The sequence below is a fragment of the Burkholderia ubonensis genome (assembly GCF_902833085.1).
Classification (GTDB): domain Bacteria; phylum Pseudomonadota; class Gammaproteobacteria; order Burkholderiales; family Burkholderiaceae; genus Burkholderia; species Burkholderia ubonensis.
The window spans coordinates 193,566-217,355 of the sequence record NZ_CADFEB010000012.1 but is presented as its reverse complement, the minus strand read 5'-3'; the positions used below and the strand labels follow the sequence as shown (position 1 = coordinate 217,355).

Below are 23,790 nucleotides of genomic sequence, written 5' to 3'. Positions count from 1 at the left end.
CAAAAACCCGCGCGCCGGCCGACGGGCGGAATCAGCGCAGGCCGGGCATCATGCCCTTCAGGCCGCGCATCATCTTCTGCATGTTGCCGCCCTTCAGCTTCTTCATCATCGTACGCATCTGGTCGTACTGGTTCAGCATCCGGTTGACTTCCTGCACCGGCACGCCCGCGCCGGCGGCAATGCGGCGCTTGCGCGTCGCCTTGATGATCTCGGGTTTCGCGCGCTCGGCGGGCGTCATCGAGCTGATGATGCCTTCCATCCGGCGGATCTGCTTTTCGGCCTGGCCCATGTCGGCGCCGGCCGCCGCCTGCTGGAACTGCGCGGGCAGCTTGTCCATCAGCGACGACAGGCCGCCCATGTTCTTCATCTGCGAGATCTGCGCACGGAAATCGTTCAGGTCGAAGTCGCCGCCTTTCTTCACCTTGTCGGCGAGCTTCTGCGCGGCCTGCACGTCGACGCCGCGCTGCGCTTCCTCGACGAGCGCGAGGATGTCGCCCATGCCGAGGATCCGGTTCGCCATCCGGTCCGGGTGGAAGATCTCGAGGCCGTCGAGCTTCTCGGCGACACCGACGAACTTGATCGGCTTGCCGGTGATGTGGCGCACCGACAGCGCGGCGCCGCCGCGCGAGTCGCCGTCGAGCTTGGTCAGCACGACGCCGGTGAGCGGCAGCGCGTCGTTGAACGCCTTCGCGGTGTTGACCGCATCCTGGCCGAGCATCGCGTCGACGACGAACAGCGTTTCGGCCGGCTTCAGCGTGGCGTGCAGCGCGGCGATCTCCTGCATCATCGCTTCGTCGATGCCGAGACGCCCCGCCGTGTCGACGATCAGCACGTCATGGTAGTGGCGCTTCGCCCAGTCGACCGCGGCGAGCGCGATATCGACCGGCTTCTGGTCCGGCGTCGACGGGAAGAAATCGGCGCCGACCTGTTCGCTCACCGTTTTCAGCTGCATGATCGCGGCGGGGCGGTACACGTCGCACGACACCGTCAACACTTTCTTCTTGTACTTCTCGCGCAGCAGCTTCGCGAGCTTGCCGGCGGTGGTCGTCTTGCCCGCGCCCTGCAGGCCGGCCATCAGGATCACCGCGGGCGGCGTGACGGCGAGGTTCAGCTCGGCGGCCTTGCCCTCGTAGTCGCCGCCGATCACGGCGGTCAGCTCCTTCTGGACCACGCCGACGAGCGCCTGGCCCGGCGACAGGCTGCTGATCACTTCCTCGCCGAGGGCTTTTTCCTTGACCTTGGCGATGAATTCGCGGACGACGGGCAGCGCGACGTCGGCCTCGAGCAGCGCGAGGCGCACCTCGCGGAGCATCTCCTGGGTGTTCGCCTCGGTGAGCCGGGCCTCGCCGCGCAGCGTCTTGACGACGCGCGCCATCCGTTGAGTGAGATTGTCGAGCATGGGGAGCGATGGACAGTGGGGCCCGAAGGCGGCGGAACTCAACAAGGGAGCCGTCGCGGGAAGGGGGCCTAGTGTAAACTTCGAACATGGATATTGTACTGTATGCCCTCACCGCATTCCTGTACGGCGGCCTCGCCGTTGCCGGCTGGCGCACGCACCGTCAGGGCGCGGGCTCGCCGCTCGTGGCGAGCGTGCCGGCCGTGCCGGTTCCGGCTTCCGCCGCCTCCGGGATGAGCGGGCCCGGCCGCACGCTGCTGTTTGGCGCGCTCGTCGCGCATGGCGTGCTGCTGCACATGACGATCTTCCCGCACGACGCGATGGTGTTCGGCTTCGCGTTCGCGCTGTCCGCGATGTTCTGGCTCGGCGCCGGCATCTACTGGATCGAGAGCTTCTTCTTCCCGCTCGACAGCCTGCGGCTGCTCGTGCTGCCGCTCGCGTGCGGCGCGTCGCTGCTGCCGCTGGTGTTCGGCGGCGTGCGGGTGCTGCCTTATGCCGCAGCGCCGTTGTTCAAGCTGCACTTCCTGATCGCGAACATCGCGTACGGCCTGTTCGCGATCGCGGCGCTGCACGCGGTCCTGATGCTGATGGTCGAGCGGCGCCTGCAGTCGCTGCGCAGCGGCGGGCGCGACGGCTCGACGGGCTGGATCGCGAGCTGGCTCGAGACGCTGCCGCCGCTGCTCACGCTCGAGAAGCTGCTGTTCCGCCTGATCGGCGCGGGCTTCGTGCTGCTCACGCTGACGCTCGCGTCCGGGATCCTGTTCAGCGAGCAGATCGACGCGCGCGCGATGCGGCTCGACCACAAGACCGTGTTCGCGATCCTGTCCTGGCTGATGTTCGGCGGGCTGCTGGTCGCGCGCAGGACGTCGGGCTGGCGCGGGCGGGGCGCCGCGCGTTGGGTGCTCGTGTCGTTCGCCGCGCTGTTGCTCGCGTATGTCGGCAGCCGGTTCGTTTTCGAGGTGCTGCTGCACCGCTCCGTGGTTTGACCGGCTGATTCCCGATGCGACAGATTCTTCTCCTCATCCTCGTGTTCTTCGCGACCTCGTGGGTCGCGCGCAAGCTGCGCCAGGCGCAGGCGCGGACCGGGCAGGGCGCCGGTCGCGAAGCGGGCGCCGGTGCGCAAGGCTACGGCGGCGCCGCGCGCCCGGGCGGCGCGCAGCCGCTTCCCGAGCCGATGGTGCGCTGCGCCGAGTGCGGCGTGCACGCGCCGAAGGGCGACGCGGTCGTCGCGGGCGGCGAGTATTTCTGCAGCGCCGAGCACGCGCAGCGCCACGCCGCGCGTGCGGACGACCGCGGCACGCGATGAGCGGCGCGCAGTTCCTGTCGATCGACGCGAACGGCTGGGTGCGCGATGCGCGCCATGCGCCGTCGCCGAACTTCGAGGCGCGGCCCGCCGGTGCGGTGCCGACGCTCGTCGTCGTTCACAACATCAGCCTGCCCCCCGGCGAATTCGGCGGCGACGCGATCGAGGCGCTGTTCCTGAATCGTCTCGACTGCGACGCGCACCCCTATTACCAGGCCCACCTGCGCGGCGTGCGGGTGTCCGCGCACTTCCTGATCCGTCGCGACGGCGAACTCGTGCAGTTCGTGTCGTGCGACGAGCGAGCATGGCACGCGGGCACGTCCGAGTTCTTCGGCCGGCCGCGCTGCAACGATTTCTCGATCGGCATCGAGCTCGAAGGCGCGGACGACGTGCCGTTCGAAGCCGCCCAGTACGCGACGCTCGGCACGCTCGCGCGCGGGCTCGCAGCCCGCTATCCGGTCGACGCGTTCGCCGGTCATTCCGACGTCGCGCCGGGCCGCAAGACCGACCCCGGCCCGCACTTCGATTGGCAACGCTTTGCAAGCGATGCAGGCTTTTCCGCCGAATACTTTCCTTTCCGGCAGCACTGATCGCGGGGTTTTTTGACGCGCGGGAACTATTTTTCCGGCGAATGCCTTGTCGCGTCTGACCGTTCGCGATGTCAAGGGCTCTATCGCAAATTCTCTGGTTGGACGTGGTTCGAATGTCCACTATACTTGGTGCCGATTGAGCAGTTCTGCACTAGATATAGTGTGTGCCGCGGGGAAAACCCGGACGGCACGGACCGGCGGGCAACGCCGGCGGAAAGAGTTCTCAGGGCGACGCGTCAGGCCGGCGGTCCGGGCGTCGCGATCAGCGCAGCAAGTGTCGACGGGGCGCAGGACACATGACGAAGCACCAGGCCGGATCACGTGCATCACGACGACCGAACCGGCCCCCTCGACGCGTCGCTCGCGTCTTACCGCTCGCGCACCGCATTGCGCAGCGATCGTTTTAATCCGCGGTTCCCCCCGCATCACCCAACACCAGGAGCTTTGCACATGCAAACCACCGACAACGCGACGTCCCAATACGAGAGCGCATCGAGCCGCCCTCTCGGCGGGACCGAACAAGGCGCGCAGGCGCTCGCGCCGCAGGCCACGTTCGCCGACTACAAGGTGATCCGCCGCAACGGCAGCGTGGTGTCGTTCGAGCCGTCGAAGATCGCGATCGCGGTGACCAAGGCTTTCCTGGCCGTGAACGGCGGGCAGGGCGCGGCCTCGGCACGCGTGCGCGAGCTGGTCGAGCAGCTGACGCACAACGTGGTGCGTGCGCTCGTGCGCAGCCGTCCGAACGGCGGCACGTTCCATATCGAGGACATCCAGGACCAGGTCGAGCTCGCGCTGATGCGCGGCGGCGAGCACAACGTCGCGCGTGCGTACGTGCTGTATCGCGAAAAGCGTCACCTCGAGCGCCAGCACGCGGGCGAGGAAGCGCCGGCGGTCGAATCGAGCGGCGGCATCAACGTCGTCGACAACGGCGTGACCCGTCCGCTGGACCTGAACGCGCTGCGCGCGCTGATCGTGTCCGCATGCGACGGCCTCGGCGCTGCGGTTAACCCTGACCCGATCGTCGCGGAGACGGTGAAGAACCTGTACGACGGCGTGCCGATGAGCCAGGTCTACGACTCGGCAATCCTGGCCGCACGCACGATGATCGAGAAGGACCCGGCATACAGCCAGGTCACGGCACGCATCCTGCTGCACACGATCCGTCGCGAGATCCTCGGCGAGGAAGTGATCCAGGCCGAGATGTCGGCCCGCTACACGGAGTACTTCCCGCAATTCCTGAAGCGCGGCGTCGACGCCGGGCTGCTCGACGACAAGCTGCTGCAGTTCGACCTGAAGCGCCTCGGCGACGCGCTCGACGCGAGCCGCGACCTGCAGTTCGGCTACCTCGGCCTGCAGACGCTGTACGACCGCTACTTCCTGCACGTCGACGGCAGCCGCATCGAAATGCCGCAGGCGTTCTTCATGCGCGTCGCGATGGGCCTCTCGCTGAACGAGATCGACCGCGAAGCGCGCGCGATCGAGTTCTACAACGTGCTGTCGAGCTTCGACTTCATGAGCTCGACGCCGACGCTGTTCAACTCGGGCACCCACCGCTCGCAGCTGTCGTCGTGCTACCTGACGACGGTCGCGGACGACCTGGACGGCATCTATGAGGCGCTGAAGGAAAACGCGCTGCTGTCGAAGTTCGCCGGCGGCCTCGGCAACGACTGGACCCGCGTGCGTGCGCTCGGCTCGCATATCAAGGGTACGAACGGCAAGTCGCAAGGCGTGGTCCCGTTCCTGAAGGTCGTCAACGACACCGCGGTCGCGGTCAACCAGGGCGGCAAGCGCAAGGGCGCGGTCTGCGCGTACCTGGAATCCTGGCACCTCGACATCGAGGAATTCCTCGAGCTGCGCAAGAACACCGGCGACGATCGCCGCCGCACGCACGACATGAACACGGCGAACTGGATTCCCGACCTGTTCATGAAGCGCGTGATGGAAGGCGCTGACTGGACGCTGTTCTCGCCGTCGACCTGCCCGGACCTGCACGACAAGTTCGGCGCCGCGTTCGAGACGGCCTACACGGCGTACGAGGACAAGGTCGCTCGCGGCGAGATCAAGCTGTTCAAGAAGATCCCGGCGCAGCAGCTCTGGCGCAAGATGCTCGGCATGCTGTTCGAAACGGGCCACCCGTGGATCACGTTCAAGGATCCGTGCAACGTGCGCTCGCCGCAGCAGCACGTCGGCGTCGTCCACTCGTCGAACCTGTGCACGGAAATCACGCTGAACACCAGCGACACCGAGATCGCGGTCTGCAATCTGGGCTCGGTGAACCTGGTCGCCCACCTCGTGAAGCAGGCGGACGGCAGCTACGCGCTCGACCACGACAAGCTGAAGCGCACGGTCAGCGTCGCGATGCGCATGCTCGACAACGTGATCGACATCAACTACTACGCGGTGCCGAAGGCGCGTAACTCGAACCTGAAGCACCGCCCGGTCGGCATGGGCATCATGGGCTTCCAGGACTGCCTGCACCTGCTGCGCACGCCGTATGCGTCGCAAGCGGCGGTCGAGTTCGCCGACCGCTCGATGGAAGCGGTCTGCTACTACGCGTACTACGCGTCGACCGAGCTGGCCGAGGAGCGCGGCCGCTACTCGAGCTACCGCGGCTCGCTGTGGGATCGCGGCATCCTCCCGCAGGACACGCTGAAGCTGCTGACGGAAGCCCGCGGCGGCTATGTCGAGGTCGACACGTCCGAGTCGCTCGACTGGTCGGAGCTGCGTTCGCGGATCGCCGCGCACGGGATGCGCAACTCGAACTGCGTCGCGATCGCGCCGACGGCGACGATCTCGAACATCATCGGCGTGTCGGCATGCATCGAGCCGACCTTCCAGAACCTGTACGTGAAGTCGAACCTGTCGGGCGAGTTCACGGTGGTCAACGAGTACCTGGTGCGCGACCTGAAGGAGCGCGGCCTGTGGGACGAGGTGATGGTCGCCGACCTGAAGTACTTCGACGGCATGCTGTCGCGCATCGACCGCGTTCCGGCCGACCTGCGCGCGATCTACGCGACCGCATTCGAGGTCGATCCGACGTGGCTGGTCGAGGCGGCGTCGCGCCGTCAGAAGTGGATCGACCAGGCGCAGTCGCTGAACATCTACATGGGCGGCGCATCGGGCAAGAAGCTCGACGAGGTCTACAAGCTCGCATGGCTGCGCGGCCTGAAGACGACGTACTACCTGCGCACGATGGCGGCGACGCACGTCGAGAAGTCGACGGTCGCGCACGGCGCGCTGAACGCGGTGCCGACGAGCGGTGGTGCAGGCGGTGCGCAGGGCGCGGCGGGCGGCTTCGGTGCAACGGGCGGCGAAGCGTCGGCAGCGGGCACGGTGAATGCGGCGCCGGTCGAGGCGGAAGGTCCGGTATGCATGATGCGTCCGGGCGACCCGGGCTTCGACGAGTGCGAAGCGTGCCAGTAACGCGGCGCGACTGACTCGGCAGGGCTCCGGGCGGCGCGCACGGCAACCGATAAAGGTTGAAGTGCGCGCCGCTCTCAACTAAAAAAATGATAAGGAATCTGTAACGCGGCAAGCGCGTTGCAGGCAGTGACAAGCGATCGAAGCAGCCCCGACGGCGTCACGTTTCGATCCGCGTTCGATGCGTCGAGCGCACCTCGCGATACATGTGCGACACACGTCGCGCGCTGCATGAACGACGAAGCGTTGCTCAAAGTGTTGTATCGAGGTCGCAACGCGAATCGAAAAAGGGATTTTTCGTGAGCGAGCCCTTTTATCGCTCAGGAAAAGATGGTACAAACCGTTCTAAATTGATGGTGAGAATTTATGCTCAACTGGGATGACGAGAAGACTGCCGTAACTCCCGCGAGCGGAGCGCAGCAGAACGCGATGCGCACCCCCGCAGGAATGGCTGTCGGAATGCAGGCTGCAGCGCCTGCCGCCCAACAGGCTCGTGACATTTTCGAAGGCGATCTCGCGGTCGCACCGCACGCATCGGCTGCTCCCGCTGCCGGTTCGGAAGCGCGCGTGAATGTCGCCGACAAGCGCATCATCAACGGCCAGACTGACGTCAATCAGCTGGTGCCGTTCAAATACAAGTGGGCGTGGGAAAAGTATCTGGCCGGTTGCGCGAACCACTGGATGCCGCAGGAAATCAACATGTCCCGCGACATCGCTCTGTGGAAGGATCCGAACGGGCTGACCGAGGACGAGCGCCGCATCGTCAAGCGTAACCTCGGCTTCTTCGTGACGGCCGATTCGCTGGCGGCGAACAACATCGTGCTCGGCACGTACCGCCACATCACGGCGCCCGAGTGCCGGCAGTTCCTGCTGCGCCAGGCGTTCGAAGAGGCGATCCACACGCACGCGTACCAATATATTGTCGAATCGCTCGGTCTCGACGAAGGCGAGATCTTCAACGCGTACCACGAGGTCGCGTCGATCCGTGCGAAGGACGAATTCCTGATCCCGTTCATCCATACGCTGACGGACCCGGCCTTCAAGACCGGCACGCTCGAAGCGGATCAGAAGCTGCTGAAGTCGCTGATCGTGTTCGCCTGCATCATGGAAGGCCTGTTCTTCTATGTCGGGTTCACGCAGATCCTCGCGCTCGGCCGCCAGAACAAGATGACGGGTGCTGCAGAGCAATATCAGTACATCCTGCGCGACGAGTCGATGCACTGCAATTTCGGCATCGACCTGATCAACCAGATCAAGCTCGAGAATCCGCATCTCTGGACCGCGGAATTCCGCGCGGAGATTCGCGAGCTGTTCAAGCAGGCTGTCGATCTCGAATACCGCTACGCCGAGGACACGATGCCGCGCGGCGTGCTGGGTCTGAACGCGTCGATGTTCAAGAGCTATCTGCGCTTCATCTGCAATCGCCGTTGCCAGCAGATCGGCCTCGATCCGCTGTACCCGAACGAGGAAAACCCGTTCCCGTGGATGAGCGAGATGATCGACCTGAAGAAGGAACGCAACTTCTTCGAGACGCGAGTGATCGAGTATCAGACGGGGGGCGCGCTGTCCTGGGAATGACCCGCAGCAGCGACTCCGTCACGACGACGAGAAGCCGGCCGCCTCACGGCGCCGGCGCAAGGTTTAGGAGCAAGAACGCCTGATGCAAAGCACGCCCGGTGCCTTAACGGCCCAACGACATGACAGGCACTTTGCGAACCCTTCAGTGGGATGGGCAAACTTCCCTCCGGAAAAAGCGAACCGCCGTGTGGCGGTCCGCTTGATCAAGCGATCTGGGGTGGCGGCGCGTGGCGCGCCGGCCACCGACTTGATTTGGCGCGCGAGGCCCGATGGCCACGCGCGCCATACCGTATTCATTAGCGTAAGCGTGTGGTATCCGCGTACGCCGATGAATAGCCCGCTTCGAAGCGCACGTCCTGAACAGCGTCCGCGGGAAGCGGGTTTTGACGAAGGGTGTAGTTTGAACTGACTCTCATCTGAACCTGAAGGAGAAAAAAATGGCTACTGCCAAGAAGAAACCGGCTGCGAAGAAGGCAGCTGCGAAGAAGGCTGCTGCACCGGCGAAGAAGGCCGCTGCAGTGAAGAAGGTTGCTGCGAAGAAGGTCGCCGTGAAGAAGGTTGCTGCGAAGAAGGCGGCACCGGCGAAGAAGGCAGCAGCGAAGAAGGTTGCTGCGAAGAAGGTCGCAACGAAGAAGGTTGCTGCAAAGAAAGTCGCCGCGAAGAAAGTCGCGGTGAAGAAGGTTGCTGCAAAGAAAGTCGCTGCGAAGAAAGTCGCGGTGAAGAAGGTTGCTGCAAAGAAGGCGGCGCCGGCGAAGAAGGTTGCCGCAAAGAAGGTTGCGGTGAAGAAGGTTGCGGTGAAGAAGGTCGCCGCGAAGAAGGCTGCACCGGCGAAGAAGGCCGCTGCGAAGAAGGCGGCGCCGGCGAAGAAGGCTGCTGCGAAGACCGCGGCGCCGGCGAAGAAGGCTGCTGCGAAGGCGGCAGCGCCCGCCAAGAAGGCTGCTGCGCCGGCGAAGAAGGCTGCGGCTCCGAAGAAGGCTGTCGTGAAGAAGGCCGCACCGGCGACGACCGCGTCGACGGCATCGGTTGCACCGGCATCGGGCGTGAAGACCGCGCTCAACCCGGCAGCAGCATGGCCGTTCCCGACCGGCAGCCGTCCGTAATCGCGGATCGCTTTGCCACCCGGACACTCAAGCGGTGTCCGCGGGTTGAGTAGCGCTACTCAATCGGTCCCGCCACCTGGTCTGGGTGGCGGGATTTTTTTCGTCTGCACGCGGCAGCGTGGGACGGCCGGGCGAAAAAAAACGCATGCGCAGCTTCGCGCATGCGTTCGACCGCGGCTTGCGCCGCGTGCTGAGGATACCGGTTAGTGCGTGACGCGCGTGACGCCGCCGCTCGACAGCAGCCGCACGCGTTCGCCGGCGCGGAACGCCTCGCCGCTCGCCGCTTGCGTGATCGAGCGCAGGTCGCCGTTGTCGAGGCGCACGGTGATTTCCACACCGTTCGCGGTGCTGAGGTTTTCGCCGATCGCATTGCCGGCGACCGCGCCGGCGAGGCCGCCCGCGATCGCCGTGATGATCGAGCCCTTGCCGCCGCCGATCGCGCTGCCCGCGACCGCGCCGAGCGCGCCGCCGCCGAGTGTGCCGATCGCACTGCCGCCGCCTTCGGACTGGATGCGAACCGCGCGGACGCTTTCGACCGTGCCCATGCGGACGGTCTGTTCGCGCTGTGCCTGACCGACGCTATAGACGTCGGCCGAGCCCGGCGGCGTGAAGCAGCCGGCCAGCGTCAGCGTGGCAGCCAGCATGGCCGTGAGCGTGAGGGTGTTCTTCGTCAACATTATTGCTCTCCCACAAAATTCATTTGAGACTGTAACCGAATGCAGTCTCGAAGCGTGTGTCGATTTCGGCGCGGGTCAGCGAGTAGGATTGCGGCCCCTGGTGGGCGATCTTGATCGAGCCCATCAGGCTGGCCAGACGCCCCGTGGTCGCCCAGTCGAGGCCCTTTTCGATGCCGTACAGCAGGCCGCCCCGGAAGGCGTCGCCGCAGCCCGTCGGATCGGCGATGCGCTCGGCCGGCACGACAGGGACCTGCTCTACGCCCTGCTTGTGGCGGATTGTTGCGCCATGCTCGCCGCGCGTGATGACGAGCGCGTCGACCCGGCTGGCGATTTCGTCTTCGGACCATCCCGTCTTGTCGCTCACCAGCTTGGCCTCGTAGTCGTTGACCGCAACGTAGGTCGCAAGTTCAATGCTGCGACGCAGCGTCGCGCCGTCGAACAGCGGCAGGCCTTGGCCCGGGTCGAACACGAACGGTACGCCGGCCTTCGCGAGCTCTTCCGTATGCTGCACCATCCCGTCGAAGCCGTCCGGGCCGACGATCGCCAGCGTGATGTCCGGCGCGTCGCCCACGTGGTTCAGGTGCGACTGCATCATCGCGCCCGGGTGAAATGCCGCGATCTGGTTGTTGTCGAGATCGGTCGTGATCATCGCGTGCGCCGAGTGCATGTCGGGCAGCACGCGAACGTGGTCGCGGCGCATGCCGAGCCGGTCGAGCCGATCGAGATACGGTTGCGCGTCGAGCGCGCCGAGCGTGCCCATCATCCGTGCGTCGCCGCCGAGCAGATGCAGTGCATAGGCGATGTTGCCCGCGCAGCCGCCGAATTCACGACGCATCGTCGGCACGAGGAAGCTCAGGTTGATGAGGTGCACCTGGTCGGGCAGGATGTGCTCGCGGAACCGCCCTTCGAAGGTCATGATGGAGTCGTAGGCGATCGAGCCGCAAATCAGCGTAGCCAAGGTGTGCGTTCCTGTAGAAATGAGGGACCCTGCGTGACAGCGCCGCGCGAAAGGGCGCGGCGCGACAGGGGGAGCGGGGGAAGGGCTTACTTCAGCGCAGCGAGCGCAGCGTCGTAGTTCGGCTCGTCCTTGATCTCGCCGACGAGCTGCGCGTGGATCACCTTGTCCTGCGCGTCGAGCACGACGACGGCGCGCGCGGTCAGGCCGTTCAGCGGACCGCTCGTCACGTCGACGCCGTACGCGTTCGCGAATGCGCGGCCGGTGCGGAACGTGGACGCGGTCAGCACGTTCGCGAGGCCTTCGGTCGTGCAGAAGCGCGTCGCCGCGAACGGCAGGTCGGCCGACACGACGATCACGACGGTGTTGTCGAGCGACGACGCCGCTTCATTGAACTTGCGGGTCGACGTCGCGCAGGTCGGGGTGTCGAGGCTCGGCACGATGTTCAGCACCTTGCGCTTGCCGGCGAAGCTGGCGAGCGACAGGTCGTTGAGGTCCTTGCCGACCAGCGAGAAGTCAGGGGCTTGCGAACCGGTGGACGGGAACGTGCCGGCGATGTCGATCGGGTTGCCACCCAGCGTAACTTTGCTCATGTTCGTGCTCCGAAGTAGCGCGTCGCCAGGACGCGCGGGTTGAAACCGGCGCGCGTGAGCGCGCCGCGGGGCGTCACGGATAGAAGATCTGGACGCGGAAATTCGAGGCGGGCGCGCCGTTCGTCTCGAGGCGGACGATCATCGTCTGCGTCGCGCCGGCCGGCAAGCCCGCGTTGATCGGCGTGCCCGGCCGGACGTAATCGCGCGGGGCGAGCACGCGGCGCACGGTGACGTGATTGGTGTCGTCGAGCAGCGTCAGCTCGAGCGACGGATACGCAAGCGCGACGCGGTAGCGGTTCGTCAGCGGTGCCTTCAGCTCGAGCACGCGCGGGCCGTCGATCTGGCGCAGATCGGTCGCATCGAGCCGCAGCCCGTCGATCGCGCGCGGCGGCGCGACGGTGCAGCCGAGCGGCACGCAGACGCGCTGGAACCAGCCGAGCGTGACCGGCCAGTAGATCATCAGCGTTTCGCGTTGCCACCACGCGAGCTGGAGCGTCAGCAGCACGGTGAGCATCGCGGCCACGAGGCCGCCGAAAAAGCCGCCGAGCAGACCGCGGCGCTGCGGCGCGCGGGTCTCGCGCGTGACGGTGAAGGGCGGACGGTCGTCGTCGGCGGCCGGGATGGCCGAGAACGGTTCGGAGGCCACACCGGCGGCGAATTGCGGTTCGCGCTGCGTGCCGGTGGCGGCGCGATCGGCGTCGGCATCGGCTGCGAAGCGGGGCTCGTGCTTGTCATGCGCGGAGGCGAGCGGCGCGCGTTCGTCAGCGGCCGGTGCGTGTTCGCGCGTCTCGGACGGCGCTTCGGACGCGAGGCGCGGCTCGCGCGCATCGTGTCGTGCGTCATCCGCCGCCGGGCCGAGGTCCGCGGACGCCGACGGTGCCGCCGGCTGCGCGGCAGCGGCGGCCGCTGCCGCAGAACCGGGGGACGGTTCCGGAGTTGCAGTCAGGCGAACGACGCCCGGTGCAGTTTCGTGCGCGGCATTCGTGTCGGGCAGCGCAAGCGGAATCAGCGGTTCGGCGCTGATGTTCCGGCCACTGTGCTGCAATGAAGGATCGACGTTGCCGTCGAGCCACGGCGCCCACATGTCCCAGTGATCCGGACGGAAGTCGGCATGCGTCGCGTGTTCGCCGGGCGCGTTGTCGACGAACAGCCGCGGCGGGGGGGGAGCGGGCAAGTCCGCGGCATGATGCGCTTCGGTTTCGGGAGCGGGGCTTGCGGCAGCTGGCGTTCCGGCGGCGGGTGCTTCGACAGCCGGAGATTCGATCGCAGCCGCTTCATCGGCGAGTGCTTTGGCCGGAGTGGTTTCGACGGCGGGCGTTTCGGCAGCAGGTGCTTCGACAGCCGGGGATTCGATCGCAGCCGCTTCATCGGCGCGTGCTTTGGCCGGAGTGGTTTCGGCGGCGGGCGTTTCGACAGCAGGTGCTTCGGCAGCCGGAGGTTCGATCGCAGCCGCTTCATCGGCGAATGCTTTGGCCGGAGGGGCTTCGACGGCGTGCGTTTCGGCAGCAGGTGCTTCGACAGCCGGCGATTCGATCGCAGCCGCTTCATCGGCGCGTGCTTTGGCCGGAGGGGTTTCGACGGCGGGCGTTTCGGCAGCAGGTGCTTCGGCAGCCGGAGATTTGATCGCAGCCGCTTCATCGGCGAATGCTTTGGCCGGAGGGGCTTCGACGGCTGGCGTATCGGCAGCAGGTGCTTCGGCAGCCGGGGATTCGATCGCAGCCGCTTCATCGGCGAATGCTTTGGCCGGAGGGGCTTCGACGGCGTGCGTTTCGGCAGCAGGTGCTTCGACAGCCGGCGATTCGATCGCAGCCGCTTCATCGGCGAATGCCTTGGCCGGAGGGACTTCGGCAGCAGGCGCTTCGGCAGCAGGCGCTTCGGCAGCAGGCGCTTCGAAATCGGTGGCTTTGGTCGAAGGTGCTTCGACCCTGGCCGCTTCTACGGCAGCCGCGTGGTCAGCACCGGCTGCCTCCACGGCAGAGCGTTCATGATCCGCATCGCCGGCGAGCGCTGCCTCCGGCTGCGGCGCATGCTCGTGGACGAGCGATTCCGCCGCGTCGAAGATTTGCCGGCAATGCCCGCAGCGCACCAGCCCGCCGTGCAGCACGAGCTGTTCCTGCTGCAGGCGGAAGACGGTTTCGCAATGGGGGCAGCGCGTCGCAAGAAGCATGTCGAGCCGGGCGGCCTGCTGGCCAGAGTGAAGGACAGCGCTATTCTAATGGCTTTCGCGCCGGGTTCCGGCAAGGCATACCCAACCTTCGTGCTCACGCCAGACCGAGATGTCGACGTAGCGCGCATAGACGGCCGCGACTTCGTCCGCCTGGCGCGCGAGCACGCCCGACAGCGCGATGCGTCCGCCCGGCTTTACCTTCGACGCGAGCATCGAGGCCATCAGTTTCAGCGGATTCGACAGGATGTTGGCGACGACGATGTCGAATTCGCCGGCAGGGCACGCGTCCGGCAGGCCGTACGTGACGTCCGCGCGGTTGCGCTCGCTGTTGTGCCGCGCCGATTCGACCGCTTGCGGATCGATGTCGATGCCGACGACGGGGTTCGCCCCGCATTTCTTCGCGAGGATCGCGAGAATCCCGGAGCCGCAGCCGTAGTCGAGCACCGACTGGCCGGGCTGCACCGATTGCTCGAGCCATTCCATGCAGAGGCGCGTCGTCGGGTGGCTGCCGGTGCCGAACGCGAGGCCGGGGTCGAGCTCGAGCACGAGCGCGTCGGGATCGGGCGCATCGTGCCACGACGGCACGACCCAGATCCGTTCGCCGATCGGAATCGGCTCGAATTGCGATTGCGTGAGACGCACCCAGTCCTGCTCCTCGACTTCACGCACGCTGAACGCCGGCGTCGCCGCAAGGCCGACGTCGTTCGCGGCCGCCGCGAGCAGCACGGCGGGATCGTGCTCGGGCGGCAGCAGCGCGATCACGCGCGAGTGCTGCCATGCGGTGCGCTCGGGCACGAGGCCCGGCTCGCCGAACAGCGGCTGCTCGTCAGGCGTGTCCGCGTCGGCGTCCTCGACGGACACCGACAGCGCGCCCAGCTCGAGCAGCGCGTCGGACAGCGCCTCCGCGTGCTCCCGGGCCAGTTCAACGACGAGTTCGCGATAGCTCATGCGTTACGCTTCTTCCGGTGCGACCTGCTGCTTCTGCGCGAGCCGGTTTTCGAGGTAGTGGATGCTGGTGCCGCCTTCGACGAACTTCGAGTCGATCATCAGCTCGCGGTGCAGCGGGATGTTGGTCTGGATGCCTTCAACCACCATTTCCGACAGTGCGATGCGCATCCGGCTGATCGCCTGCTCGCGGGTCGCGCCGTAGGTGATCAGCTTGCCGATCATCGAATCATAGTTCGGCGGCACGAAATAGCCATTGTAGGCGTGCGAATCGACGCGCACGCCCGGGCCGCCCGGCGTGTGCCACGACGTGATCCGGCCCGGCGACGGCGTGAACTTGAACGGATCTTCGGCATTGATCCGGCATTCGATCGCATGTCCGCGGAACTGGATGTCGCGCTGGCGCAGCGTGAGCTTCTCGCCGGCCGCGATGCGGATCTGTTCCTGCACGATGTCGACGCCCGTGATCAGTTCCGACACCGGGTGCTCGACCTGCACGCGCGTGTTCATCTCGATGAAGTAGAACTCGCCGTTCTCGTACAGGAACTCGAACGTGCCCGCGCCGAGGTAGCCCATCTTCTTGCACGCGTCCGCGCAGCGGTCGCCGATCCGGTCGATCAGGCGGCGCGGAATGCCGGGCGCCGGCGCTTCCTCGATCACCTTCTGGTGGCGGCGCTGCATCGAGCAGTCGCGCTCGCCGAGCCACAGCGCGTTCTTGTGCGCGTCGGACAGCACCTGGATCTCGATGTGGCGCGGGTTCTCGAGGAACTTCTCCATGTAGACCTGCGGATTGCCGAACGCACGGCCGGCTTCCTCGCGGGTCATGTTCACCGCGTTGACGAGCGCCGCCTCGGTGTGCACGACGCGCATCCCGCGGCCGCCGCCGCCGCCCGCCGCCTTGATGATGACCGGGTAGCCGATCGCGCGGGCAATCTTCACGATCTCCTTCGGATCGTCCGGCAACGCGCCTTCCGAGCCCGGCACGCACGGCACGCCGGTCTTGATCATGGTCTGCTTCGCTGTGACCTTGTCGCCCATCAGGCGGATCGTCTCCGGACGCGGGCCGATGAACGTGAAGCCCGATTGCTCGACGCGTTCCGCGAAGTCGGCGTTTTCCGACAGGAAGCCGTAGCCGGGGTGGATCGCCTCGGCGTCGGTGACTTCCGCGGCGCTGATCAGCGCCGGCATGTTCAGGTAGCTCAGGTTCGACGGGGCCGGGCCGATGCAGACGGCTTCGTCCGCGAGGCGCACGTACTTGGCTTCCTTGTCGGCTTCCGAGTAGACGACCACCGTCTTGACGCCGAGCTCGCGGCACGCGCGCTGAATGCGCAGCGCGATTTCACCGCGGTTGGCAATGAGGATTTTTTCAAACATAGCGAGTATTCGTCTCTTCGAGGGGCGCGCGAATGGCGCCTGGAGAGCATCGGCGGCGCGCGGCGCAGCGGCCGCGCGGCGGACTTTAGCCGATCACGAAAAGCGGCTGGCCGTATTCGACGGCCTGGCCGTTCTCGACGAGGATTTCCTTGATCACGCCGGCCTTGTCGGACTCGATCTCGTTGAGGAGCTTCATCGCTTCGATGATGCAGAGCGTCTGGCCTTCCTTGACCGTGTCGCCGACCTGGGCGAACGGGTCGGCGCCCGGCGACGGCGCGCGGTAGAACGTGCCGACCATCGGCGACGTCACGACGTGGCCCTGCGGCACGGCGGGCGCGGCGGCGCCTGCGGCCGGCGCGGCAGCGGCGTTTTCAACCGGCAGCGCGACCGTCTGCGCGGGCGCGCTGATTTGCGGGGCATACCCGCCCGTCGGCTGCACGTAGACCGGCGGCGCGTTCTTGACGATGCGCACCTTGCCTTCGCCTTCCGTCACTTCCAGCTCGGAGATGCCGGATTCGGAGACGAGGTCGATCAGAGTTTTCAGCTTACGAAGATCCATCGGGAATTCCCCTTTCAATACGTGAAAGCGCCGGTTGGAGCCGGCGCTGAATCTAGATCGTGAAATCAGCCGCGCGACGCGCCTTGCAGCTTGTCGAGCGCGTATTCGAGCGCGTACAGGTAACCTTTCCAGCCGAGCCCGCAGATGACGCCTTCGGCCTGGTCGGAAAAGTAGGAGTGGTGCCGGAACGCTTCGCGGCGGTGCACGTTCGACAGGTGAATCTCGACGAACGGGATGCCGACGCCGGCGAGCGCGTCCCGGATCGCGACGCTCGTATGCGTATACGCGGCCGGATTGATCAGAATGAAATCGGTTTGTTCATCCCGCGCGGCCTGGATGCGGTCGACGAGCGCGCCTTCGTGGTTGCTCTGGAACGACGTCAGCTCGACACCCGCTTCCTGCGCCCGCGCGGCAAGCGCCTGATCGATCTGCGCGAGCGTGACGCGGCCGTACACCTCCGGTTCCCGGGTGCCGAGAAGGTTCAGGTTGGGGCCGTGCAGCACCAGCAATCGTGTCATGGTCGCTTCTATTTCTGCGGAATTGCGCGAACTTTAGCGCTATTTAGAGAAATTTGTCCAGTTTCGCCGAACGGCCAGCCGCGCGGCGCCGGCAAGATTTACCGGCGCGCGGACAAAGTGTTCGCGAATTCACGCGAATTTGATGCGATCGCTATCCAAATCGCCGACAACGTGCAGCACGTTCGCCGGGCGGCTCAAAGCGCGTCGAGGGTCTTTTTCAGCTCCGCGGGTTGGATTTGTCCTAATTTCGTCTCGCGGATTTTGCCATGTTCGTCGATGACGACCGTAAACGGCAGGGCGCCGGCCGTGTTCCCGAAATTACGGGCCAGATCGGCCCCGGCATAGCCGCTGACGAACACCGGATAGTCGACCTTCACCTTCTGCAGGAAATTCTTCACGTTCTGTCCGGAATCGACGCCGATCCCGATGAAACGGATGCCTTTCTGCCGGTATTCGTGCGACAGCGCGACGAGCTCGGGCATCTCCTGGACGCACGGGCCGCACCATGACGCCCAGAAATTGACGACGACCTTCTGGCCCTTGAACGACGCGAGCGTCGCCGGCTTGCCGTCGGCGTCGGTCAGCGCGGCGGCCCACAGCTGGGCGACCGCGTCGCCCGGGGCGGGCGCCGCCTCGGCGACGTTCTCGGCCGGGCCGCCCCGGAACCAGTGGCCGGCGGCGAGGCCGCCCGCGACGGCGACCGCGGCCACGACGGCGAGCGTCAGCATGCGTTTCGTGTTCATCATCGAATCAAGTGGGTTCTGAAGAGGTGTCGCTGGCCGCGAGGAGCGCACGCAAGGCGGTTGCGTCGGCGCGCGGCAGCCGGCCGCGCGCGTCGGCCTTCACCGCGCCGCGCAGGTCGTCGCTCGCATACAGCGCGACGTGGATGCCGACCGGCTCGTCGTCGCGCCGGCCACGCCACAGGAAGCTCAGCGTCTCGACGTCGCCGCGGCCGGCGAAGTGCCGGGTTTCGGACACGTCGTACTGGACATTCTGGTTCAGCAGCGAAATCGCAACATCCTTCGGGTTGTCGGTAAACGTCTGCAGGTGAATGTCCGAATGCGCGTTCGCGGTGCCGTTCAGCACCGCGCCCGTCACGTACGGATTGAAATCGGCGAGCCGACGCATCCAGTCGAGCGCGACCTCGCGCAGCCGCCGCAGTTCGTCCGGCTGCGTGTCGCTCTGGAACAGCACGAGATATTCGCGCAGTTCCTCCTCGAGCTGGTCGTTATCCGGCAGCCATTCGCCGGCAACGCGCGCATCGCCGAGCAGCTGGCGCGCGGCCTTGCGCTTCGCGCCGGCGTAGTCCAGGCCGTCCTCCGCGATCAGGCGCGCGGCGGCCTGGGCAATTTCCTCGCGGACGCGCCGCGGGTCGACTAAGGGTTTGCGAGACATGATGCGGCAATCATACTCGATCGACGCCGCGGTCGATGGCGGTGCGGCCGCTTGCCGCCGGCTGCCGGCTGCCGCGGCGGCCGGCGTCGCACGGGCCGCCGGGCGCCGCAGGCCGTCAGTTACAATAGCGGCCGGCGACCTGCGCCGGCCGCGCGGCCTGTCCGGCGCCTCGCCCATCCACTTTCCGAATCGACGGCGCCCCGGCGGCGCGAAAGCATTCTTCTATGCACATCCATATTCTTGGCATCTGCGGCACCTTCATGGGCGGTCTGGCCGTACTCGCGCGCGCGGCGGGGCATACGGTCACCGGCTGCGACGCGGGCGTCTATCCGCCGATGAGCACGCAGCTCGAGGCGCAGGGCATCCAGCTGGTCGAGGGCTACGGCGCCGAACAGATCGACCTGAAGCCGGACCTGTTCGTGATCGGCAACGTCGTGACGCGCGGCAACCCGCTGATGGAGGCGATCCTCGATCGCGGCCTGCCGTACGTGTCGGGCCCGCAGTGGCTCGGCGAGCACGTGCTCGCCGGCAAGTGGGTGCTCGCGGTCGCGGGCACCCACGGCAAGACGACCACGTCGTCGATGCTCGCATGGCTGCTCGAGGACGCGGGCCTGAATCCGGGCTTCCTGATCGGGGGCGTGCCGCTGAATTTCGGCGTATCGGCGCGGCTGACCGATTCGAGTTTCTTCGTGATCGAGGCGGACGAATACGACACCGCGTTCTTCGACAAGCGCTCGAAGTTCGTCCATTACCGGCCGCGTACCGCGGTGTTGAACAATCTCGAGTTCGATCACGCCGACATCTTCCCGGATCTCGCCGCGATCGAGACGCAATTCCACCATCTCGTGCGCACCGTGCCGGGCGTCGGGCGGCTCGTCTCGAACGGCCGCGAGGACGCGCTCGAACGCGTGCTCGCGCGCGGCTGCTGGAGCGAGGTCGAGCGCTTCGGCGTCGACGGCGGCTGGCAGGCGCTGGCGGCCGAGGACGGCGTGCCGGTCGACGAGCGCTTTGCCGTCTACTGGCGCGGCGAGCGGCTCGGCGAAGTCGCGTGGCAGGTGCAGGGCGAGCACAACCGGATGAACGCGCTCGCGGCGATCGCCGCCGCGCGCCACGTCGGCGTGCCGCCGGCGCAGGCGGCAGCTTCGCTCGCGTCGTTCCGCAACGTGAAGCGGCGCATGGAAGTGCGCGGCAGCGTGAACGGCGTGACCGTCTACGACGACTTCGCGCACCATCCGACCGCGATCGAAACCACGATCGCCGGCCTTCGTGCGCGCATCGGCCAGCAAAATGCCCGCATTCTCGCAGTGCTCGAGCCGCGTTCGAACACGATGAAGCTCGGCGTGATGAAGTCGCAATTGCCGGCGAGCCTCGCCGATGCCGACCTCGTGTTCGGCTACGGCGCGCCGGCCGGCCGCGACGCGCTCGGCTGGAACCTCGGCGAAGCACTCGCGCCGCTCGGCGACAAGGCCCACGCGTTCGACGACCTTCATCAACTGGTGAAGGCGGTCGTGGCGGTGGCGCGCCCGGGTGACCACGTGCTCGTGATGAGCAACGGCGGTTTCGGCGGCGTCCACCAGAAGCTGCTCGATGCGCTCGACGCCGGCGGGAGCCGCGCGTGATCCTGTATCTGCACGGCTTCCGCTCGTCGCCGGAATCGATGAAGTCGCGGCTGCTCGCCGCGCGCATGGCCGAACTGGGCCGCACCGCCGAATGGCGCTGCCCGTCGCTGTCGATGTCGCCGCTCGCGGCGATCGCCGCGGCGCAAGCCGAGGTCGCCGGCGCGCGCGACGTGACGGTGATCGGCAGCTCGCTCGGCGGCTATTACGCGACCTGGCTCGCCGAGCAGCACGGCTGGAAGGCGGTGGTGCTGAATCCCGCCACCGAGCCGCAGCGCGACCTGGAGCAGTATCTCGGCGAACAGCCGCTGTGGCACGGCGGCGGCACGATCGTCGTCGAGCGGCATCATCTGGACGAACTGAACGCGTTGCGCGTGGCGGCGATCACGCGTCCCGAGCGCTACTATCTGTTCGCGGCGACCGGCGACGAAGTGCTCGACTATCGCGAGATGCTCGCCCATTACCCCGGTGCGAAAACCCGCGTGATCGCCGGCAGCGATCACGGGATCAGCGAATTTGCCGACTACGTCGACGACGTTCTCGCGTTTTGCGACGGGAAGACGACGTAAGCCGGCCGCAGGCCATCGAATCCCATTATCACGTGGCGTCGTCGTGCGACGGCGGCGCCCGGCAGTCTGAACGAGAGTACTGAGTGAACGTTTTCTTCGAGGAATCGGGCAGTTTCAAGGCGGGCAGCGTGCTGTCGCGCCAGGGCGACGCGTTTCAGGTCGAGCTGCCCGGCGGGCGGCGCGCGAAGGTGCGCGCGAAGGACGTGCTGATCGAATTCGAGAAGCCGGCCGCGAGCGAGCTGATGCAGCAGGCCGACGCGGCCGCGCAGGAGATCGACCTGGATTTCCTGTGGGAATGCGCGCCGGCGGAGGAATTCGCGTATACGGCGCTCGCCGCGGAATACTTCGGCGAAACCTACGGCCCGGTCGAGCGCGCGGCGCTCGTGCTGCGCCTGCACGGCTCGCCCGTGTACTTCCGCCGCAAGGGGCGCGGGCAGTACCAGCGCGCGCCGGAGGAGCAGCTGAAAATGGCGCTCGCGTCGCTCGAGCGCAAGCGCCAGCAGGCGCTCGTGCAGGCGCAGTACGAGGAAGAGCTGAAGGCCGGCAAGCTGCCCGCCGCGTTCGACGGCAAGGTGCTCGGGCTGCTGACGCGCCCGGACAAGAACGCGATCGAATACAAGGCGCTCGAGGCGGCGGCCGGCGCGCTGGGCGTGTCGCCGGCGCGGCTGATGCTCGACTGCGGCGGCATCGCGTCGGCGCGCGCGCTGCACGAGGCGCGCTTCCTCGCCGAATTCTTCCCGCACGGCACGGGCTTTCCGCCGGTTGCGGTCGGCGGCCTGCCGGACGACCTGCCGCGCGCCGACGTCAATGCTTTCTCGATCGACGACATCACGACGACCGAAATCGACGACGCGTTCTCGGTCGAGCACCTGGCCGACGGCCGCGCGCGGATCGGCGTGCACATCGCGGCGCCGGCGCTCGGCATCGTGCGCGGCGATGCGGTCGACGCGATCGCGCGCACGCGCCTGTCGACCGTCTACATGCCCGGCGACAAGATCACGATGCTGCCGGACGACGTGGTCGACGTGTTCACGCTGAAGGAGGGCGACTACCGCCCGGCGCTGTCGCTGTACATCATCGTGAACCGCGATACGCAGGAGATCGTCGCGAACGAGACGCGCGCGGAACTCGTGTTCGTCAAGAACAACCTGCGCCACAACACGCTCGACGAGCTCGTCACCGAACAGACGCTCGCCGACGGCAGCGGCGACTATCCGCACAAGGACGACATCGCGGTGCTGTGGCCGCTCGCGCAGGCGCTGTTCGAGAAGCGCCAGCTGGCGCGCGCGGGCTACGGCCTGAAGCGCGAGGTGCAGCGCAACACCGACTACAACTTCTACGTCGACGGCGAACACGTGACGATCACGCCGCGCCGGCGCGGCTCGCCGCTCGACCTGATCGTGTCGGAGCTCGCGATCCTCGCGAACTCGACGTGGGGCGCGTTCCTGCACGACCACACGGTGCCGGGCATCTATCGCTCGCAGCGGGGCTTCGGCGCGCCGGGTCCGAAGCGCACGCGCATGCAGACGAGCGCCGCGCCGCACGAAGGCCTCGGCGTGCCGCAGTACGCATGGAGCACGTCGCCGCTGCGCCGCTACGTCGACCTCGTCAACCAGTGGCAGCTGCTCGCATGCGTGCAGCACGGCGTCACCGCGAAGCTCGCCGCGCCGTTCAAGCCGAAGGACGCCGACCTGTACGCGGTCGTGCAGGGCTTCGACGACACCTATTCCGCGTATGCCGACTACCAGCGCCGGATGGAATATTTCTGGTGCCTGCGCTGGCTCGTCCAGGAGGGCAAGAAGCAGGTCGTCGCGAGCGTCGTGAAGGGTGACCTCGTGCGTCTCGAGGACGTGCCGCTGCTGCTGCACGTGCCGGCGCTCGGCGTGCATGCGCGCGGCACCCGCGTGCTGCTCGACGTGATGTCGATCGACGAGCTGACGATCGAGGCGTCGGTGCGGCTGCTCAACGTGCTCGACGCGCCTGTCGTGCCGAGCGGCGAAGCGGCCGAGGAAGAGGAAGACGGCGAGAACGGCGACGACGTGCTGCTCGACGCGGGCGACGCGTCGGCGGAATCCGAGGCCGAGGCGCTCGCCGAGGCGGATGCCGGCCCCGCGGAGGGCGATGGTGCCGCGGCGGAAAGCAACGGCAACGAGGAGGAGCGCGCATCATGAATCCGGCCGCGTCGACGCGTGGGCCCGACCGCTACGTCGTGTTCGGCAACCCGGTGGCGCACAGCAAGTCGCCGTTCATCCACGCGCAGTTCGCCGCGCAGACCGGCGAGCCGGTCGTCTACGAGCACCGGCTCGCGCCGGTCGACGGCTTCGAGCCCGCCGTGCGCGCGTTCATCGCCGAAGGCGGACGCGGCGCGAACGTGACGGTGCCGTTCAAGCTGGACGCGCACGCGCTCGCCGACACGCTGTCGCCGCGCGCGGCGGCCGCGGGCGCGGTGAACACGCTGCGCTTCGACGCCGACGGCATCTTCGGCGACAACACCGACGGCGTCGGCCTCGTGCGCGACATCGAGACGAATCGCGGCGTGCGCCTCGCCGGCGCGCGCATCCTGCTGCTCGGCGCGGGCGGCGCCGCGCGCGGCGTCGTGCTGCCGATGCTCGAGCGCGCGCCGCTGTCGATCACGATCGTGAACCGCACGGCCAGCAAGGCGGAAGCGCTGGTCGGCCAGTTCACGCAGGCGGCGCACGACGCGGGCTGCACGCTCGCGGGCGGCGGCCCGGACACGGTCCGCGCGGAACCGTACGACGTGATCGTCAACGCGACCGCGGGCAGCCTCGACGCCGCGCTGCCGGAATGCAGCCCGGCCGCGTTCGGCCCGGACACGCTCGCGTACGACATGATGTACGGCGCGCAGCCGACCGTGTTCATGCAGCATGCGGCGTCGCTCGGCGCGCGCGCGGCGGACGGGCTCGGCATGCTCGTCGAGCAGGCGGCCGAATCGTTTTTCATCTGGCGCGGCGTGCGGCCGGACAGCGCGCCGGTGCTCGCGGCGCTGCGCCAGGCGCTCGCCGCCCACTGAGCGG

At 67.1% G+C, this 23,790-nt stretch carries 21 protein-coding genes and 2 pseudogenes; 11 read left to right on the top strand and 12 right to left on the bottom strand.

Annotation, left to right across the window (positions count from 1 at the left end):
• Positions 1-31: 31 nt before the first annotated feature.
• The gene (gene ffh, locus HWX31_RS31125) at positions 32-1,399 is read right to left on the bottom strand and encodes a signal recognition particle protein (RefSeq protein ID WP_010091270.1); all 1,368 of its coding nucleotides are present in this window, start codon (positions 1,397-1,399) and stop codon (positions 32-34) included.
• Positions 1,400-1,485: 86 nt separating this feature from the next.
• On the opposite strand from ffh, the gene HWX31_RS31120 reads away from it, so the two are divergent.
• From HWX31_RS31120 to HWX31_RS31090, 7 genes are all read left to right on the top strand, one after another.
• A complete protein-coding gene (locus HWX31_RS31120; protein ID WP_174965136.1) occupies positions 1,486-2,382 on the top strand; it encodes a cytochrome C assembly family protein in 897 nt (298 codons plus the stop codon).
• A 14-nt stretch (positions 2,383-2,396) separates the two neighbouring features.
• The gene (locus HWX31_RS31115) at positions 2,397-2,702 is read left to right on the top strand and encodes a PP0621 family protein (RefSeq protein ID WP_174965135.1); all 306 of its coding nucleotides are present in this window, start codon (positions 2,397-2,399) and stop codon (positions 2,700-2,702) included.
• Positions 2,699-3,289, top strand: a complete 591-nt coding sequence (ampD, locus tag HWX31_RS31110; RefSeq protein WP_174965134.1) for a 1,6-anhydro-N-acetylmuramyl-L-alanine amidase AmpD — start codon at positions 2,699-2,701, stop codon at positions 3,287-3,289. Before HWX31_RS31115 ends, ampD begins: the two co-directional genes overlap by 4 nt.
• A gap of 450 nt (positions 3,290-3,739) precedes the next feature.
• A complete protein-coding gene (locus tag HWX31_RS31105; RefSeq protein WP_174965133.1) occupies positions 3,740-6,712 on the top strand; it encodes a ribonucleoside-diphosphate reductase subunit alpha in 2,973 nt (990 codons plus the stop codon).
• A gap of 363 nt (positions 6,713-7,075) precedes the next feature.
• On the top strand, positions 7,076-8,287 hold the full coding sequence (locus HWX31_RS31100) for a ribonucleotide-diphosphate reductase subunit beta (RefSeq protein WP_010091276.1): 1,212 nt from the start codon (positions 7,076-7,078) through the stop codon (positions 8,285-8,287).
• 82 nt (positions 8,288-8,369) lie between these two features.
• Positions 8,370-8,696: a hypothetical protein gene (locus HWX31_RS31095; RefSeq protein ID WP_080438427.1), complete on the top strand. Its 327-nt coding sequence runs from the start codon at positions 8,370-8,372 to the stop codon at positions 8,694-8,696.
• Between the two features lie 28 nt (positions 8,697-8,724).
• A complete protein-coding gene (locus HWX31_RS31090; RefSeq protein WP_174965132.1) occupies positions 8,725-9,387 on the top strand; it encodes a histone H1-like DNA-binding protein in 663 nt (220 codons plus the stop codon).
• Between the two features lie 203 nt (positions 9,388-9,590).
• Here HWX31_RS31090 and HWX31_RS31085 read toward each other — a convergent pair whose 3' ends face one another.
• From HWX31_RS31085 to HWX31_RS31035, 11 genes and pseudogenes are all read right to left on the bottom strand, one after another.
• Entirely contained in the window at positions 9,591-10,064 is a 474-nt protein-coding gene (locus HWX31_RS31085; protein ID WP_010091280.1) for an outer membrane lipoprotein, read from the bottom strand.
• 19 nt (positions 10,065-10,083) lie between these two features.
• Complete coding sequence (locus HWX31_RS31080) at positions 10,084-11,022, bottom strand: carbohydrate kinase family protein (RefSeq protein ID WP_059609292.1); 939 nt, start codon at positions 11,020-11,022, stop codon at positions 10,084-10,086.
• A gap of 86 nt (positions 11,023-11,108) precedes the next feature.
• Positions 11,109-11,612: a thiol peroxidase gene (gene tpx, locus HWX31_RS31075; RefSeq protein WP_059760509.1), complete on the bottom strand. Its 504-nt coding sequence runs from the start codon at positions 11,610-11,612 to the stop codon at positions 11,109-11,111.
• A gap of 73 nt (positions 11,613-11,685) precedes the next feature.
• Positions 11,686-12,906 (bottom strand): annotated as a pseudogene (locus HWX31_RS31070) (DUF3426 domain-containing protein); the annotation flags it as partial.
• A gap of 807 nt (positions 12,907-13,713) precedes the next feature.
• Positions 13,714-13,779, bottom strand: a pseudogene (locus tag HWX31_RS35075) (MJ0042-type zinc finger domain-containing protein); the annotation flags it as partial.
• Between the two features lie 45 nt (positions 13,780-13,824).
• Entirely contained in the window at positions 13,825-14,727 is a 903-nt protein-coding gene (gene prmA / locus HWX31_RS31060) for a 50S ribosomal protein L11 methyltransferase (protein WP_174965131.1), read from the bottom strand.
• Positions 14,728-14,730: 3 nt separating this feature from the next.
• The gene (gene accC / locus HWX31_RS31055; protein WP_059609294.1) at positions 14,731-16,098 is read right to left on the bottom strand and encodes an acetyl-CoA carboxylase biotin carboxylase subunit; all 1,368 of its coding nucleotides are present in this window, start codon (positions 16,096-16,098) and stop codon (positions 14,731-14,733) included.
• 85 nt (positions 16,099-16,183) lie between these two features.
• The gene (accB, locus tag HWX31_RS31050; RefSeq protein WP_174965130.1) at positions 16,184-16,657 is read right to left on the bottom strand and encodes an acetyl-CoA carboxylase biotin carboxyl carrier protein; all 474 of its coding nucleotides are present in this window, start codon (positions 16,655-16,657) and stop codon (positions 16,184-16,186) included.
• A gap of 65 nt (positions 16,658-16,722) precedes the next feature.
• Positions 16,723-17,175: a type II 3-dehydroquinate dehydratase gene (gene aroQ / locus HWX31_RS31045; RefSeq protein WP_029226401.1), complete on the bottom strand. Its 453-nt coding sequence runs from the start codon at positions 17,173-17,175 to the stop codon at positions 16,723-16,725.
• 194 nt (positions 17,176-17,369) lie between these two features.
• Positions 17,370-17,918, bottom strand: coding sequence for a TlpA family protein disulfide reductase (locus HWX31_RS31040; RefSeq protein WP_059760823.1), 549 nt, complete (start codon positions 17,916-17,918; stop codon positions 17,370-17,372).
• 7 nt (positions 17,919-17,925) lie between these two features.
• Positions 17,926-18,570 (bottom strand): UDP-N-acetylmuramate--alanine ligase, encoded by a 645-nt coding sequence (locus HWX31_RS31035; RefSeq protein WP_174965129.1) that lies wholly within the window; start codon positions 18,568-18,570, stop codon positions 17,926-17,928.
• Positions 18,571-18,758: 188 nt separating this feature from the next.
• Between HWX31_RS31035 and mpl the strand changes: the two genes are divergently transcribed.
• From mpl to aroE, 4 genes are all read left to right on the top strand, one after another.
• Positions 18,759-20,189, top strand: a complete 1,431-nt coding sequence (gene mpl / locus HWX31_RS31030) for a UDP-N-acetylmuramate:L-alanyl-gamma-D-glutamyl-meso-diaminopimelate ligase (protein ID WP_244143889.1) — start codon at positions 18,759-18,761, stop codon at positions 20,187-20,189.
• Positions 20,186-20,755: a YqiA/YcfP family alpha/beta fold hydrolase gene (locus HWX31_RS31025; protein ID WP_059609300.1), complete on the top strand. Its 570-nt coding sequence runs from the start codon at positions 20,186-20,188 to the stop codon at positions 20,753-20,755. Before mpl ends, HWX31_RS31025 begins: the two co-directional genes overlap by 4 nt.
• An 83-nt stretch (positions 20,756-20,838) precedes the next feature.
• On the top strand, positions 20,839-22,926 hold the full coding sequence (locus tag HWX31_RS31020; protein ID WP_174965127.1) for an RNB domain-containing ribonuclease: 2,088 nt from the start codon (positions 20,839-20,841) through the stop codon (positions 22,924-22,926).
• The gene (aroE, locus tag HWX31_RS31015; protein ID WP_174965126.1) at positions 22,923-23,786 is read left to right on the top strand and encodes a shikimate dehydrogenase; all 864 of its coding nucleotides are present in this window, start codon (positions 22,923-22,925) and stop codon (positions 23,784-23,786) included. Before HWX31_RS31020 ends, aroE begins: the two co-directional genes overlap by 4 nt.
• Positions 23,787-23,790: the final 4 nt, after the last annotated feature.